At 64.1% G+C, this 13,867-nt stretch carries 15 protein-coding genes; 4 read left to right on the top strand and 11 right to left on the bottom strand.

Annotation, left to right across the window (positions count from 1 at the left end; translation table 11 throughout):
- Nucleotides 1-52: 52 nt before the first annotated feature.
- Complete coding sequence (locus AC2444_RS12370; RefSeq protein WP_012757903.1) at nt 53-835, top strand: alpha/beta fold hydrolase; 783 nt, start codon at nt 53-55, stop codon at nt 833-835.
- Between the two features lie 39 nt (nt 836-874).
- Here the strand turns inward: AC2444_RS12370 and AC2444_RS12365 are convergent, their stop codons facing one another.
- Entirely contained in the window at nt 875-2,386 is a 1,512-nt protein-coding gene (locus AC2444_RS12365; protein ID WP_012757902.1) for an epoxide hydrolase family protein, read from the bottom strand.
- 42 nt (nt 2,387-2,428) lie between these two features.
- Nucleotides 2,429-3,100: a TetR/AcrR family transcriptional regulator gene (locus AC2444_RS12360; RefSeq protein ID WP_012757901.1), complete on the bottom strand. Its 672-nt coding sequence runs from the start codon at nt 3,098-3,100 to the stop codon at nt 2,429-2,431.
- 93 nt (nt 3,101-3,193) lie between these two features.
- Between AC2444_RS12360 and AC2444_RS12355 the strand changes: the two genes are divergently transcribed.
- From AC2444_RS12355 to AC2444_RS12345, 3 genes are all read left to right on the top strand, one after another.
- Nucleotides 3,194-3,814, top strand: a complete 621-nt coding sequence (locus AC2444_RS12355) for an NAD(P)H-dependent oxidoreductase (protein ID WP_012757900.1) — start codon at nt 3,194-3,196, stop codon at nt 3,812-3,814.
- 82 nt (nt 3,815-3,896) lie between these two features.
- Complete coding sequence (locus AC2444_RS12350) at nt 3,897-4,856, top strand: acetylxylan esterase (protein ID WP_012757899.1); 960 nt, start codon at nt 3,897-3,899, stop codon at nt 4,854-4,856.
- A complete protein-coding gene (locus tag AC2444_RS12345) occupies nt 4,853-5,581 on the top strand; it encodes an esterase family protein (protein WP_012757898.1) in 729 nt (242 codons plus the stop codon). The genes AC2444_RS12350 and AC2444_RS12345 overlap by 4 nt, the downstream gene beginning before the upstream one ends.
- Before the next feature lie 16 nt (nt 5,582-5,597).
- On the opposite strand, the gene AC2444_RS12340 is transcribed toward AC2444_RS12345, so the two are convergent.
- Genes AC2444_RS12340 through AC2444_RS12300 form a run of 9 tightly spaced genes read right to left on the bottom strand, consistent with a single transcriptional unit; the run spans nt 5,598 to nt 13,866 of the window.
- Nucleotides 5,598-6,590, bottom strand: a complete 993-nt coding sequence (locus AC2444_RS12340) for a dihydroxyacetone kinase subunit DhaK (RefSeq protein WP_012757897.1) — start codon at nt 6,588-6,590, stop codon at nt 5,598-5,600.
- Nucleotides 6,591-6,641: 51 nt separating this feature from the next.
- Nucleotides 6,642-7,055, bottom strand: a complete 414-nt coding sequence (locus AC2444_RS12335) for a hypothetical protein (protein WP_011652427.1) — start codon at nt 7,053-7,055, stop codon at nt 6,642-6,644.
- 1 nt (nt 7,056) lies between these two features.
- Nucleotides 7,057-8,661 carry a putative PEP-binding protein gene (locus tag AC2444_RS12330; RefSeq protein ID WP_012757896.1) on the bottom strand — a complete coding sequence of 535 codons (1,605 nt, stop codon included), beginning with the start codon at nt 8,659-8,661 and terminating at the stop codon, nt 7,057-7,059.
- Nucleotides 8,645-8,989, bottom strand: coding sequence for an HPr family phosphocarrier protein (locus AC2444_RS12325; RefSeq protein WP_017994418.1), 345 nt, complete (start codon nt 8,987-8,989; stop codon nt 8,645-8,647). Before AC2444_RS12325 ends, AC2444_RS12330 begins: the two co-directional genes overlap by 17 nt.
- Complete coding sequence (gene dhaM, locus AC2444_RS12320) at nt 8,989-9,387, bottom strand: dihydroxyacetone kinase phosphoryl donor subunit DhaM (RefSeq protein WP_003540653.1); 399 nt, start codon at nt 9,385-9,387, stop codon at nt 8,989-8,991. The genes AC2444_RS12325 and dhaM overlap by 1 nt, the downstream gene beginning before the upstream one ends.
- Nucleotides 9,384-10,004, bottom strand: a complete 621-nt coding sequence (dhaL, locus tag AC2444_RS12315) for a dihydroxyacetone kinase subunit DhaL (RefSeq protein WP_017994417.1) — start codon at nt 10,002-10,004, stop codon at nt 9,384-9,386. The genes dhaM and dhaL overlap by 4 nt, the downstream gene beginning before the upstream one ends.
- Nucleotides 10,005-10,050: 46 nt before the next feature.
- Nucleotides 10,051-11,694, bottom strand: a complete 1,644-nt coding sequence (locus tag AC2444_RS12310; RefSeq protein ID WP_012757894.1) for a dihydroxyacetone kinase subunit DhaK — start codon at nt 11,692-11,694, stop codon at nt 10,051-10,053.
- Nucleotides 11,695-11,747: 53 nt separating this feature from the next.
- On the bottom strand, nt 11,748-12,776 hold the full coding sequence (locus AC2444_RS12305; protein WP_012757893.1) for an ABC transporter ATP-binding protein: 1,029 nt from the start codon (nt 12,774-12,776) through the stop codon (nt 11,748-11,750).
- A complete protein-coding gene (locus tag AC2444_RS12300; RefSeq protein ID WP_012757892.1) occupies nt 12,769-13,866 on the bottom strand; it encodes an ABC transporter ATP-binding protein in 1,098 nt (365 codons plus the stop codon). Before AC2444_RS12300 ends, AC2444_RS12305 begins: the two co-directional genes overlap by 8 nt.
- Nucleotide 13,867: the final 1 nt, after the last annotated feature.

Raw genomic sequence — 13,867 nt, 5'->3', positions numbered from 1 at the left:
GAGCCGACATGCTTTCGATCCTTCAATTCCTGGACGCACAAGGAACCAGATCATGATGATGAACAGACGGACTTTCTCGGCTGCCCTTGTTGCCGGCGCCGCCGCTTCTCTGCTTGCCACCCGCGGCATGGCCGCGACACCCTCTGCCGTTAAGGCGCGCAACGTCGTGCTGGCGCACGGGCTGTTTGCCGACGGCTCGTGCTGGACCGAGGTGATCGCCCGCCTGCAGGCGGCCGGGCTCAACGCCACGGCGGTGCAGAACCCGCTGACGACGTTGCCCGAGGCCGTCGCTGCCGTGAAGCGGGTGCTCGACCGACAGGATGGCCCGACGGTTCTGGTCGGGCATTCGTTTTCCGGCATGATGGTCACCGAGGCCGGCGTGCACCCTGACGTTTCGGCGCTCGTCTATGTCGCGGCGCGGGCGCCGGATGCAGGTGAGGATTATACCGCTCTCGCCAAAACCTTCCCGACGCCGCCGGCGTCCGCCGGCATCGTCTTCGACGCCGACGAAGGTCGGCTGGGCGAGGAAGCATTCCTGCGTGATTTTGCCGGCGACCTGCCGGAGGCGAAGGCCAAAGTGCTTTATGCCGTGCAGCAGCCATTTCAAAAGGCGCTGCTGACCGGCAAGACGACACAGGCTGCCTGGCGTTCGAAGCCGAGCTGGTATGCCGTTTCGACCGAGGATCGGACGATCAATCCCGATCTCGAACGCTTCATGGCCAAGCGCATGGGGGCGAAGACCATTGAAATCCAGGCCAGCCATCTGTCGTTGATCTCCCACCCGGACGAGATCACAAAGCTGATCCTCACGGCGGCGGGGCAGAATACGGACTGATGCCGAGGCCGGAAAGCGGCAGGGCCGTTCGCCGGCTGGTCACCGGCGCAGCGGCCTGAACGCTGCTCGAAGCTCGGCGGAGAAGAGCTCGGGCTGCTCCCAGGCGGCGAAGTGGCCGCCCTTGTCGACCTTGTGGAAATAGATAAGGTTGCGATAGGCGCGACGGGCCCATGTCTCCGGGGCCTGATAGCTCTCCCCAGGAAAGACGGTGATGGCGACCGGAAGCGCGATCTTGGAGGTCTTCTCCCCGGCCGCAAGGACGGGACTGCGCCCGCCGCCATATTCCCAGTAGATCCGGGCCGAGGAAGCGGCGCTGTTGGTCAACCAGTAAAGCGTGATGTCGTCGAGCACCTCGTCGGGAGACTTTTCGGGATCGCTGCTGTCGTAGGTCCAGTGCGTGAAGCCTGGATGACCGAGCGTCCATGCCGCAAGGCCGGCCGGGGAATCCGATATGGCGTAGCCGATCGTCTGCGGTCTCGTGCCCATCATCGTGGCATAGGACCTGTTCCCCATCTTGGCTGCGGCGCTGAGGGCATCGAACGCCGCGCGTTCCTCGGTGGAGAGTCGCTGCGGCGCTGGCCCGCCAGCGGCGAGCACCGCGGCAACTTCGGGCGGCACGACAGCCGGCAGGTTGATGTGGATGCCGAGCAGACCTTGTGGCGCGAGCCGTGCCATCGCGCCGGAGACCGGCGAGCCCCAGTCGCCGCCCTGGGCGACGTAGCTGCTGTAAGCGAGGCGCTTCATCAGTTCTGCCCAGGCCCGCGCGATGCGGTCCGGCCCCCAACCGGTGCCGGTCGGCTTGCCGGAGAAGCCGTAGCCCGGCATCGACGGAATGACCACGTCGAACGCATCTTCGGCGCGTCCGCCATGAGCGGTCGGATCGGTGAGCGGGCCGATGATCTTGAGGTTCTCGAATACCGATCCCGGCCAGCCATGGGTGATGATGACGGGCAGGGCATTCGGATGTTTCGAGTGGACGTGAATGAAGTGGATGTCTAGGCCGTCGATCTCGGTGATGAATTGCGGCAGCGCGTTCAGCTTCGCTTCCGCCTTTCGCCAGTCGTAGCCGGTGCCCCAATAATCGACGAGCGGCTTGATCTTTTCGAGCTGTATGCCCTGCGTCTGGTCGTCGACCGTCTCGCGTTCGGGCCAGCGTGTTGCCAGCACGCGCCGGCGAAGGTCGAGGAGGTCCGCCTCGGGAGTGTCGACGCGAAACGGGCGGATCGCATCTCCCGTGGCAGCCGATGCCGGATAGGACGGAAACAGGCTGGTCGCGCCCACGGCGGCGATCCCGATCGCCGCGGTGGTCAGGAACCTCCGTCGGTCGCGGTTCGGGGATTCCGAGCCGGCACTTGTGAGCATTTTGAAGAGCATGGTCATGGCATTGTCCTTTGAAGCAGACGCCTTGGGCAAGACTTCGATGAGTTCGGCCGTCGTCAGAATAGCATGGGCGTAGGTCGGGCCGTTCGGCTTGTGCGCAGCATGCATCATTAGGTGCGAGAAGGCGGCCGTCGCGTCGCTCGCCAGGGTCGCGAAATAACCGAGTTCCATGACGAAGCGGGCGGTGGATTCGATACAGGTATCCCCGCCGGATCATCTCGATGCGAGGCCGGCCGTATTGCGCAGGTGATCGGGATGCGTGCCGCCGCCCATACTTCTCGCCACCATCGCGACGATGGTTTCGAAGAGTTCGTTCTTTGCCTCGACGGCGGTGATGTCGCCCGACGCGGCGGCATAAGAGAGGGCTTCGGCGGCGCCGAGCATGGCCCAGAGGCCGGCTGCGGCGATCGTGCCGGCACCGGTAAAGGGCGAAAGCGCGATGCGGCATTTCTCGATGAAGGCCGCTTCGTATTCGCGCTTGATCCTTTCGAGTTCCGGCGAGCCGGCAAGTGCTGCGATCACACCGGGGATTTCGCGGCCCTGAAGAAGCACGCAGTCGACATAGGAGGTGGCGATGACTGTGGCCCGGTCGGCGAGCGACGGCTGGCTTGCCGCAAGGGCTGCGTCCATCACAGCCGTCTGGCGGGCGTCGAATTCGCGGTAGAGCGCTGCGAGCAGGCCGGGGCGGGTTTCGAAATGATCATAGACCACGGGTTTCGTTACGCCCGCCAGCTCTGAAAGCCGGCCGAGGGTCAGCGCTTCCGTTCCTTCGTCACGGACGATCTGCCAAGCGACGTCGAGCAACTGGCGATGCCGATCCTGCCGCGACAGGCGGCGGCGCGGTTGCGGATTGGTCGGCTGACCTGTTGTTTCGGCGCTTGACATCGCTATATACCAAAAGTAACTTACTGAAAGTAGCTTACCAAAGGTATACAGCCCGCGACTTCCGTCCGCAATCATTCAACGGGAGTTTTCTGCATGCACGCGCTCATCGTCGTCGCGCATCCCGATCCCCGGTCGCTTACCCATGGCGTTGCTGCGCATCTCGCCGAGGGCATCACTCTTTCCGATGCCGGCCATTCCTTCGAGATCGCCGATCTTGCGGCCGAGGCCTTCGATCCTCGCTTCAGTGCTGCCGATATCGCCCTGCATCTCAGGGAAGGGGTGTTGCCCGCCGATGTTGCCGCCGAGCAGGCAAGAATCGATCGCGCCGATGCGCTGGTGCTCGTCTATCCCGTCTATTGGTGGTCGATGCCGGGGCTGCTCAAGGGATGGATCGACCGGGTCTTCACCAATGGCTGGGCTTACGACTACGGCGCGGATGCTAGGCTGGTGAAGCGGCTTGGCCGACTGCCGGTGCATCTGGTCGGCCTCGGCGGCGCTGATGTCAGGACCTATGCGCGGCACGGTTATTTCGGCGCGATGAAGACGCAAATCGATCATGGGATCTTCGACTATTGCGGCGCCCGGGTCGTGACATCAGAGGTGCTGTTCGAAGCCGGACCGGACCATGCGACCGCTCATCTGGAGGCTGCGCGTGCCGTTGGCCGCAGGCTCTTCGTCACATCCGGGCGATACGAGGCGACTGACGCCGCGTAAAGGTGTCCGAGTGTCGGTAAGGTTTATCGGCTGGCTAAGGCAGAGTCTTGCGCCGCCGGCCTTTTCACGAGACAAGCCTTGGATGACTATTCCGACGACACATCCCTTCGCCTTCGATCCAACCTACGGCATGAAGCTTGACGAGCTTCTTGCGGTCGAGCCGCCCGAAGCCCCTGAGGGTTTCGATGTGTTCTGGAAGGCGCGTTATCTCGAGGCGCTGACGGTCGATCCGCAGCCGGTGCTTTCCCGCAGCCGGATCACCCATCCCGACTGGCATGTGCTCGACCTCGTCTATCTCTCGACCGGCGAGTTCCGGATCGGCGGCTGGCTGCTCCTGCCGCGGGAAGGGCAGGTGCGGCGCGGCCTCGTCGTCGGGCACGGTTACGGCGGGCGGGATGGTCCTGATTTCGATCTACCGGTCAGGGAAACGGCGCTCATATTTCCCTGCTGCCGCGGGCTGTCGCTCAGCGCCCATCCGCCGATCTCCGAGAACCCGTCCTGGCATGTGCTGCACGACATCGACACACCGGAGGCCTATATCATCGGCGGCTGCGTCGAGGATATCTGGCTCGCTGTTTCGACGCTTACGGCACTTTATCCCTGGCTTTCAGGGTATATCGGCTATAGCGGCATCAGCTTTGGCGGCGGTGTCGGAGCAATGGCGATCGCCTACGACGAGCGCATCGATCGCGGCCATCTGGCGCTGCCGAGTTTCGGGCATCAGCCGCTGCGGCTGATGCTGCCGAGCGTCGGCAGTGCGGAATCGGTGCAGGAATATCAGGCTGAACATGGAAACGTGCTGGAAACGCTGCGCTTCTACGATGCGGCGACCGCCGCCAGCCGGATCAAGGTGCCGATGTTGACGGCCGTCGCCCTTTTCGATCCTGCCGTCGCGCCACCCTGCCAGTTCGCTGTCGCGAATGCGATACCAAAATTTAATGAAATCTTCATCCTGGATGCGGGGCATTTCGACTATCCTGGCAGCGCTGAGCAAGAGGCGGTTCTCCGCGACAAGGTGAGACAGTTTTTCAGGGTGCCATGAACCGCGAATATCTGCGCTGGTATAGTCAGCGGCTGCATCGAGACATGGAGATGCTGGTGTTCGGCCATGCCGGCGCCAAGGTGCTGGTCTTTCCGACGCGAGACGGGCGTTTCTTCGAATATGAACAGCTCGGCCTGGTCGCGAGTCTCGCCGACAAGCTGGAAGCTGGCCATCTCCAGCTCTATTGCATCGAGGGCCTGGCGGCAGAGACCTTCTATGGCTTTCACCGTCACCCCGCCGAGCGCATCCGCCGGCATGGTGCCCTTGAGGATTACATTCTCAACGAGGTGCTGCCGCTGATGGCGACGAAAAATCCACATGACTGCACCATCGTGCATGGCTGCAGCCTCGGGGCCTTCCAGGCGGCGAGCCTGTTCTTTCGCCATCCGCATCTCTTTCGCAAGCTCGTCGCCTTTTCCGGCCGTTACGACCTGACGACGAAGGTGGAATCCTTCGGCGACCTGTTCGACGGCTATTACGATGACAGCGTCTATTTCCACACGCCGGCGCATTTTCTTCCAGGGCTCGGCAGCGACTGGCGGCTCGACAGGCTGCGTGAGCGCGACATCGTTCTCACCATCGGCGACGCCGACCCTTTCCTCGGCAACAACCGCTATCTCAGCCGGCTGCTCGGCGAAAAGAATATCGGCCATCAGCTGTATGTCTGGGACGGACGCGCCCACCGCGCCGGCGCCTGGCGAAAGATGGCAGCGCTTTACCTCTGACACCCTCGGGATGCCGTCACGGCCAACGCAAAGCCGCCGTCGCAACCGGCGCGTCCCAGAGCGCGATCTCCTCGTCGGTCAGCAAGGCAAGGGTGACCGACAGTCCCTGCATGTCGAGCGAGGTGACGTAGGTTCCCACAAGTGAGCGCTCGATCGGGATGCCTCTTTCCTCGATGAAGCGGCGGGCGCCATTATAGGCGAGGTAGAGTTCAGCCGGCGGCGTGCCGCCGAGGCCGTTGACGAAGAGCAGTGCGCGGGTACCCGGCGCCACCGCGATATCGCCGGCGATGGTTTCGCAGAGATGGCCGATGATGGCGTCGGAGGCGGCGAAGGGCTGCCTGGCATGGCCGGGCTCGCCATGGATGCCGACGCCCATTTCCATGTCGCCCGGCCCAAGCGAAAATGTCGTGCGCTCGGTCTGCGGCACCGTCACGCCGTTCAGCGCGACACCCATCGAGCGGATGCGGGTGTTCAATCCTTCGCCAAGCTGCTTCAATTCGGCAAGCGACATGCCGCGTTCGGCCGCAGCACCCAGGAGCTTTTCGACGATCAGCGTTCCGGCAACGCCGCGCCGGCCATTGCCTTCGCCGGACCTTGATGTCTCGATATCGTCGCTGACGACGACCATGTCGATGTTGTGGCGGTCGCCGGCCATCTCGATCGCCATTTCGAAATTCATCAGATCGCCGTCGTAATTCTTGACCACGAGCAGGCAGCCGGCGCCGGTATCGGCCTCTTCGATGGCGGCGATGATCTGGCTCGGTGTGGGAGAGGTGAAGATATGGCCGACGCAGGCGGCATCCAACATGCCGTGGCCGACGAAGCCGATATGCATCGGCTCATGACCGGCGCCGCCGCCTGATATAAGCGCCACCTTTTCAGGCGTGAGATGGCGACGGCGGATGAACCTGCGCTCGGGGCCGAACACTACGAAGGCCTCATGGGCGCGCACGAAGCCTTCGACGCTTTCGGCGACCATGGTTTCCGCAGTGTTCATGAATTTCTTCATCAAGCCCCTCCCAAGGCCAAAAGCATTACGTCACGTCAACCCGCTCACTACTCACTGCTCACTCGCCCCTGAAATCGCGACGATCTTCTGCACCAGATCGGAGATCGCCTCTTCCAATAGGCGGTTTTTCCTGTCATCGCCGAAGTCGGGCACCATCAGCGAAAGGTGCCGCAATTTCTCGGAATGGCCGAGGTCCGGCAGCTTGCCGGGATGGGCGGCCTGATAGGCTTCGAGAAAGCGCTCCTGTTCGGCGGCGCTGAAATGGCAGACGCGGACGATCGTGGCGAGATGGCGCGCCGGCAGCGGCGTCGCATAGGTCGGGCTGGTGATTTGGGTGACGAAGCTGCGATGTTTTCCAAGCGCCGTCGCCAGGCGCTGGCGCGTGCCGGATGGCCTGTTGTCGATGATCTGCGCCAGAATGGACTTGTAGGCGATAATGGCGTCTTCGGTGTCTTCGCGCGCCATTCTACTCTCCGGCTGCCCTTGTGCCATCGGCGTTGAGGCCGATGATCGCCGATCTTATCGCGGGACGCCGGGCCGGCGCCACGGAAAAATGCCTAAGACCGGCGGCGAGCAGGCCGGGCAGATAGTGCGGATTGCCGGCCATGTCGCCGCAGATGCTGACTGGCTTGCCGGCGGTCAGCTTCACCGCCTGGGCAAGCAGCCGGAGCACGGCGGGTGCTGCCTTGCCGGTATCGGCATCGATATCGTCGCGGGCGGAGGCGGCGAGATACTGGGTAAGATCGTTGGTTCCGAACGAGAAGAACGCCGCAGATCCGAAGGTGTCGAGCATCAAAGCGGCAGCCGGTACCTCCACCATCATGCCGATCGGCGGCATTCGGTGGTGCAGGGCGCGGCGGCCGAGCTTTTCGGCTTCCTCCCGGAAGATGTCGCGCATCCTGTCGATTTCGTCGGGAAAGGTCACCATCGGCAGCATTACGGACAGCCTACCGAAGACGGCGGCGCGCAGCAGGGCGCGGGCTTGGACGCGGGCGATTTCCGGCCGGGCAAGCAGCAGTCGGATGCCGCGTAGGCCCGAGGCAAGAGCCGGCAGATCTTCCAGGCCGGGGAGCGGCTTGTCGCCGCCGATATCGAGCATGCGGATCGTTACCGGCCTGTCGCCTGCCTGCTCCAGCACGCGGCGATAGATCGCCAACTGCTGTTCCTCATTGGCGGCATCGGCCACTGAGGTTATCGAAAATTCCGAGCGCATCAGGCCGACGCCTGCCGTTGCCGGATCGAGCGCATCGATCTCGGCGGGATCGTTGATGTTGATCGAGAGCAGGATCGGCACGCCGTCCGCCGTGCGCAACTCGCCGCCGGTGGTTTGCGTGTCGCCGGCGGGTTCTTGTGCAGGCACGAGCGGCGGGATCAGCATGCTGCCCGCCTGCAGGATGACCGCACCGGCGTTGCCATCCACGCTGACAGGATCTCCGTCTGCGGCTGAAAAGCGGCCTGTGCCGATCACCATCGGCACCGATTTCGCCCGGGCGAGCAGGGCGACATGGCCGGCGGTGCTGCCTGCGAACAGCGCGATGCCGCCGCCTTTCGACCAGTCATGGGCGAGAAAGCGGCTCGGCTCCATGTCCTTGCCGACGAAGACCGAGCCGGGCGGGAAATCGGCAATCGGGGTGCCGGCGAGCGCGCCGAGCACGCGGTTCTTGATGTCGAGAATATCGACGGCGCGTGCCCGCATCTGCTCCTCGTCGGCCGCTTCGAGTTCGCCGATATAGGCGTCGAGGGTGGCGACCCAGGCAAAGACGACATTCTCGTCGGCTTCCAGGCGTGCGCCGGTCGCTTCCGCGATCGAGGGATCGCGCAGCACCTCGATCTGGAAATCGATGATATCCCGGCTTTCGGCGTCGGCTCCATCGGCAAGGTGCTCGAGTTCGCTGATCGAGATGTCGATCGCCTTCTCCAGCGCACCGTATCCCCCGACGGCTCGGGACGCAGGGGCGGTGTCCGGCTGCTCGGCAGCGGAAGGAGCCTTCGGCTCCTCCGCGAGAAAGGCCGGGCCGGATGCGATGCCCGGGGATGCGCTCTTGGCTTGCAGTCTAAGCGGTTCGGCCATGTTTCTTTTCCTCATCGAAGTTGCGCTCGATGAGTTCCTTCAGGGCGCGGATCGCCTCTTCGGCGAGAATGCCGTCGGCCCGTATTCTAAGGATCGACCCTTTTCGGATTCGCGCGCCCATGATCTTGATGATGCTCTTGCCGTTCAGCCAGACATCGCTGCCGTTGACGGCGATCTCGATCGAACAGGGGAAGGACTTGGCAAGCCGCGTGAAGGTGACGGAGGGGCGGGCATGCAGCCCGACGCCGTGCTTGACTTCTACCTCCGTCTGGCAATTCACATGCAATGGATCGGGCTCCTGTTTTTCACTACGCAATCCTGTTGTCATCAGGGGGACAGTTCCTCGGCTGTGGCGACGACCTTGGCCAGCGAAGCGCCCCCCGACGCCTCGGCGGCGGCGATGACGGCGCCTTCAACCAAAGGCGCGTTGCAGATGGAGACGAGGGCTGCGCGGGGAAGGCCCAGCATTTCGATCGCCATCTCGCTGTTCGTTTCAGCACCGCCGAGATCGACGAAGACGGCGACGCCGGCATCGGACCAAGCGGCCTCGATCGCCCTGAGGATACCGCCGGCATCGGTGCCGAGTTCGCCATGGACATTGCCGCCCGACCAGGCGAGCGGCACGCTGTCGCCCACCATCTGTCGCACCATATCGGCGATCCCCCTTGCCACCAGCGGCGAGTGGGAGACGATCACGATACCCACATTTGCGGTCTTTCCATTCATTGCGGACGATGCTCCCCGAGATAGCGGCAGATCGCCGTGGTCAGCAGCGCGCAGCTCGACGCGCCGGGATCGACATGGCCGATCGAGCGGTCGCCGAGATAGGCCGCGCGCCCGCGCATCGCCTTCATGTCAGCCGTGCGGCTGGCAGAACGTTCGGCCTTGCGGGCGACGTCACCGAGTGGAGACCGCTTCTCCAGCGCGGCATGCACGGGATAGAGCACGTCGAGCAGCGTCTTGTCGCCGGCATGCGCCCGCCCGCGCCTTGCGACGGCGTCGATTGCCTGTTTCAGCACGAGGGAAAAATCGGCTTTCTCGTTGCTTTTGCGAAGCTCGCGGCCGATCTCCATCAGCAGCGTGCCGTAGAGTGGCCCGGCGGCACCGCCGACATTCATCACCAGCGTCAGGCCGATCTTTTCCATGGCGTCGGGGAAGGGCAGGCTGGACAGGCTTTCGCCTTCGGCGCTCACTGCCTCACAGCCGCGCCGCATGTTGGTTCCGTGATCACCATCGCCGATGGCGCGATCGAGCGCGCAGAGGTGATCGCTGTTTGCCGCGATCGTCGCGCGGCACACCTCGATCAATCCTGCCACAAGCACCGGTTCCGCCTGCACTGCCATCCTCCTAGTCGCCGCGCCTCCCGCGGGCTTTCAAACGTCACATCGGTCAGGCGAGGCTTGCCGCCACACCGAACGCGCCGGCAACCGCGACGGCGCCGGGATCGGCAACGCCCGCCAGATCCCTTTCGCCGACATAGGAGGCGCGTCCGGCTTTCGCCTTCGTCATCGCCTTCGTCGACTCCGCCCCCGCTGCCGCAGCCTTTGCCGCGGCGGCGACATCGCCGGATGCGAGCGCCTGCAGGGCAGGCGACAACGCATCGACCATCGTCCGGTCGCCGACTCCGGCTCCGCCATAGAACGTCATCCTGTCGAGCCCGGCAAGAAGGGCTGCTGATATATCGGCCTTGTCAGCCATCGCCTTTGCTGCGGCGGTGAAGAAGATCGATAGCAGCACGCCACTCGATCCGCCCATGCTGGTGCCGAGGATATCGCCAAGCGAGGCAAGGGTTGCGGCCGGCCGGTCGAGCGGCAGTGTGTCGAGGCGGGCCAGCACGCTGCGGGCGCCCGTCGCCACCGTCGAGCCGGTATCACCGTCGCCGACGCGGCCATCCAGCCGGTTGAGTTCGCTTTCCTGCGAGATCAGATGTTCGCAGAGTGCCGTGATCAGGCGCCGGTTGTGGGCGTCATCTCCAGCTGCGCCGTTCGCGCCGTTCAATCCGGCTGATGTTCTCGGTGCGGCGATGATCTGGATCTCGTGGCGTTCGACGGCCGGCATCCAGGCATGCGGTTCGACCGCTGCCGTTAGCGCGGCCTCACGCACGGCGTCCAGCCGGATCAGCGACAGCGAGAAGCCGTTCATGTTGAGCGCGGTCATCATCGGCGCCGGGCCAATGATCAGCCGGACGCGGCGGCCAAGCGGCGAGGACAGCACGGCATTGGCAATGACGGTCATTTCGAGTGGCGGCACGGCGCCGAGATTGTTGATGAGGAGGGCGTGGCTTGCCCCTTCGCGCAGCGCAGGCGACAGGCGCGCCACCATGGTGGCGACGATATCGGCGACCGGCTGCAAAGTGATGCGTTCGACGCCGGGCTCGCCATGGATGCCAAGGCCGAGTTCGCCCTCGTTCTCGCCGAGACGGTCCTCATGCGCCTGGCCCGGCACGCTGCAGGTGGAAAGCGACATACCGAGCGAGGCGATGTCGCCGGCTGCCGCGGCGGCATGGGCTGCGACCGTCTTCAGGTCCTCGCCCCTTTCGGCATGATAGCCAGCGATCTTGTGGACGAAGAGCGTGCCGGCGACACCGCGGGGCTGGTTGATCTCGGGGATGGCGATGTCGTCGGCGACGATGACCATCTCGACGTCGAAGCCCTCGGCGCGCGCCTTTTCGGCGGCGAGGCCGAAATTCAGCCGGTCGCCGGTGTAGTTCTTGACGATCAGCAGGGCGCCCTTTTCGCCGGTCACGGCGCGGATCGCCGTCAGCACGGCATCGACGCTCGGCGAGGCGAAAATCTCGCCGGATACGGCAGCCGTCAGCATGCCCTTACCGACGAAGCCGGCATGGGAGGGCTCATGGCCGGCGCCGCCGCCGGATATGATCGCCACCTTCGACTTGTCCCAGTCCGCGCGCAGGATCACCTTGATGTCGGGAAAGCTGTCGAGGCGGGCAAGACGACCCTTGCTGCTCGTCAGAAGCAGACCGTCCAAGGCTTCGGTGACGATGTTTTCCCTGCGGTTGAAGAAGTGTTTCATCGATTGAGACCCGTCTGTTTGTTTTTCATGCCATCATCAAGTCTGTTTGCCGGTCAGGACAGGCGCTGTCCAGCCACATCGAAATAAAGCGGATCACGTAGCGTCAGGCTGATCCGGTCGCCCGGCGCAATCGCCAGATATGGATCCGCAAGTGTGACGAGCTTGTGTTCCCGCGCGGCCTGCCTGGGATCGCGGACCCTGATGTGCAGATGGTTCTGGTCGCCCAGATGTTCGATCCAGTCGATCTCGGCGTTGGCATCTTTGCCGACGACGATATCAAGATGTTCGGTGCGGGCGCCGACGGTTTTCGTGCCGGCCGGCGGCTGACCGCCCGGGAGCAGGTCCGCCGGCAGAAGGTTGATATGCGGCTGGCCGAGGCGGGCGGCGACATGCAGGTTGGCGGGATTGCCGTAGATTTCGCGCGGCGTTCCCACTTGCATCAGCCGTCCCTCGGCGACGATGCCGATGCGGTCGGCCATGGTCATGGCTTCCACCTGGTCGTGGGTGACATAGAGTAAAGTCGAGCCCAGTTCCTTCTGGATACGCTTGAGCTCCAGGCGCAGTTCGGCGCGCAGCTTGGCGTCGAGCGAGGACAGCGGCTCGTCCATCAGGTAGATCGCCGGCCGGCGCACCAGCGCCCGGCCGATCGCGACACGCTGCATCTCGCCGCCGGAAAGCCTGGTAGAGCGGTTCTCCAGCTTGTGGTCGATCCGGACCATGCGCGCGACTTCGCGCACGCGCCGGTCGATCTCCGCAGTGCTGAGTTTGCGGACCGGCGCCTTCAGCGGGAAGGCGAGGTTCTCGTAAACCGTCATATGCGGATAGAGCGAATATTGCTGGAAGACGAAGGCGACGTCGCGTTCGGCGGGCGCTTCGGCGGCGACATTGCGGCCGCCGATCTCGATGCCACCGCTGTCGGGCTTTTCGAGGCCGGCGATCAGCCGCAGCGTCGTGGTCTTGCCGGCGCCTGTGGGACCGAGCAGCACGACGAACTCGCCGTCGCGGATCGAAAGATCGAGGTCGGCCAAAGCCTGGGTGTCGCCGAAGCGCTTGGCGAGGTTCCTGAGGACGACATTAGCCATGCCGGGTCTCCTGATAGAGCGAGGACGGTACGGCACGGCCCGATGTGCAGTCGAAGAGCGCGAGTTTCGCCGGGTTGAATTCGAGGCCGACCCTTTCGCCGATCTGGAAGCTGCGATTGGCGGGAACGCGGGCCTTGATCAGGCCGCCCTGGGTTTCCACAGCCACGACCTGGTTAGTGCCGAGATATTCGCTGCCATAGACGGCACCGCGCAGCGCCGAGGCGTCGCTGAAGCGGATATGCTCCGGCCGGACGCCGAGCGCCAGTTGGCTTTCGGCCATGTCTTGGTGGATCTCAGGAACGGCGACATCGACGCCGTCGAGCAGGATCGACTTGTCGCCGCTTTTCAGGCCCGAGGTGAAGCGCATGAAGTTCATCGGCGGCGAGCCGATGAAATCGGCGACATACATGGTCGCCGGCTTGGCATAGATCTCCTGCGGCGTGCCGAACTGCTCGATGACGCCATGGTTCATGACGGCGATCTTGTCGGCCATCGCCATCGCCTCGTGCTGGTCGTGGGTGACGTAGACGGTGGTGGCATGGATGCGGTTGTGCAGTTCTCGCAGCTCGTGGACCATGATCTCGCGGAACTCGGCATCGAGCGTGCCGAGCGGCTCGTCCATCAGGAAGCATTTCGGGCGCCGGACGATGGCGCGGCCGAGCGCCACGCGCTGCCGGTCGCCGCCGGCAAGGCCCGAGACCGAGCGGTTGAGAATATGGTCGATCTGCAGCAGGCGGGCGGTCTCTTCGACGCGTTGACGGATTTCGGCTTTGGGCATGCCCTGCGACAGCAGCGGGAAGCCGATATTCTTACGCACGTTCATATGCGGGTAGAGCGCGAAGAGTTGGAAGACGAAGGCGATGTCGCGGGCGCTGGCGCGGTTGAAGGTGACATCCTCGCCGTCGAGATAGATCTTGCCGCTCGACGGCAGCTCGAGGCCGGCAATCATGCGAAGCGTCGTCGTCTTGCCGCAGCCTGATGGACCGAGCAGTGCCAGGAACTCGCCGTCATGGACGGTGAAGCTCGAATCCTCGACGGCGACGAAGCTGCCGAATTCCTTGCGGAGATTTTCGATCCGGATATCCGCCATG

This window comes from Rhizobium sp. WSM1328, from assembly GCF_057653715.1.
This window is presented reverse-complemented; position numbering and strand designations above follow the sequence as displayed.

What these genes read in the sequence shown, in the direction of transcription:
- AC2444_RS12370 (WP_012757903.1), top strand. Translation starts at nt 53, where the DNA reads ATGATGATGAACAGACGGACTTTCTCGGCTGCCCTTGTTGCCGGCGCC.
- AC2444_RS12365 (WP_012757902.1), bottom strand. Translation starts at nt 2,386, where the DNA reads ATGGAACTCGGTTATTTCGCGACCCTGGCGAGCGACGCGACGGCCGCC.
- AC2444_RS12360 (WP_012757901.1), bottom strand. Translation starts at nt 3,100, where the DNA reads ATGTCAAGCGCCGAAACAACAGGTCAGCCGACCAATCCGCAACCGCGC.
- AC2444_RS12355 (WP_012757900.1), top strand. Translation starts at nt 3,194, where the DNA reads ATGCACGCGCTCATCGTCGTCGCGCATCCCGATCCCCGGTCGCTTACC.
- AC2444_RS12350 (WP_012757899.1), top strand. Translation starts at nt 3,897, where the DNA reads ATGACTATTCCGACGACACATCCCTTCGCCTTCGATCCAACCTACGGC.
- AC2444_RS12345 (WP_012757898.1), top strand. Translation starts at nt 4,853, where the DNA reads ATGAACCGCGAATATCTGCGCTGGTATAGTCAGCGGCTGCATCGAGAC.
- AC2444_RS12340 (WP_012757897.1), bottom strand. Translation starts at nt 6,590, where the DNA reads ATGAAGAAATTCATGAACACTGCGGAAACCATGGTCGCCGAAAGCGTC.
- AC2444_RS12335 (WP_011652427.1), bottom strand. Translation starts at nt 7,055, where the DNA reads ATGGCGCGCGAAGACACCGAAGACGCCATTATCGCCTACAAGTCCATT.
- AC2444_RS12330 (WP_012757896.1), bottom strand. Translation starts at nt 8,661, where the DNA reads ATGGCCGAACCGCTTAGACTGCAAGCCAAGAGCGCATCCCCGGGCATC.
- AC2444_RS12325 (WP_017994418.1), bottom strand. Translation starts at nt 8,989, where the DNA reads ATGACAACAGGATTGCGTAGTGAAAAACAGGAGCCCGATCCATTGCAT.
- dhaM (WP_003540653.1), bottom strand. Translation starts at nt 9,387, where the DNA reads ATGAATGGAAAGACCGCAAATGTGGGTATCGTGATCGTCTCCCACTCG.
- dhaL (WP_017994417.1), bottom strand. Translation starts at nt 10,004, where the DNA reads ATGGCAGTGCAGGCGGAACCGGTGCTTGTGGCAGGATTGATCGAGGTG.
- AC2444_RS12310 (WP_012757894.1), bottom strand. Translation starts at nt 11,694, where the DNA reads ATGAAACACTTCTTCAACCGCAGGGAAAACATCGTCACCGAAGCCTTG.
- AC2444_RS12305 (WP_012757893.1), bottom strand. Translation starts at nt 12,776, where the DNA reads ATGGCTAATGTCGTCCTCAGGAACCTCGCCAAGCGCTTCGGCGACACC.
- AC2444_RS12300 (WP_012757892.1), bottom strand. Translation starts at nt 13,866, where the DNA reads ATGGCGGATATCCGGATCGAAAATCTCCGCAAGGAATTCGGCAGCTTC.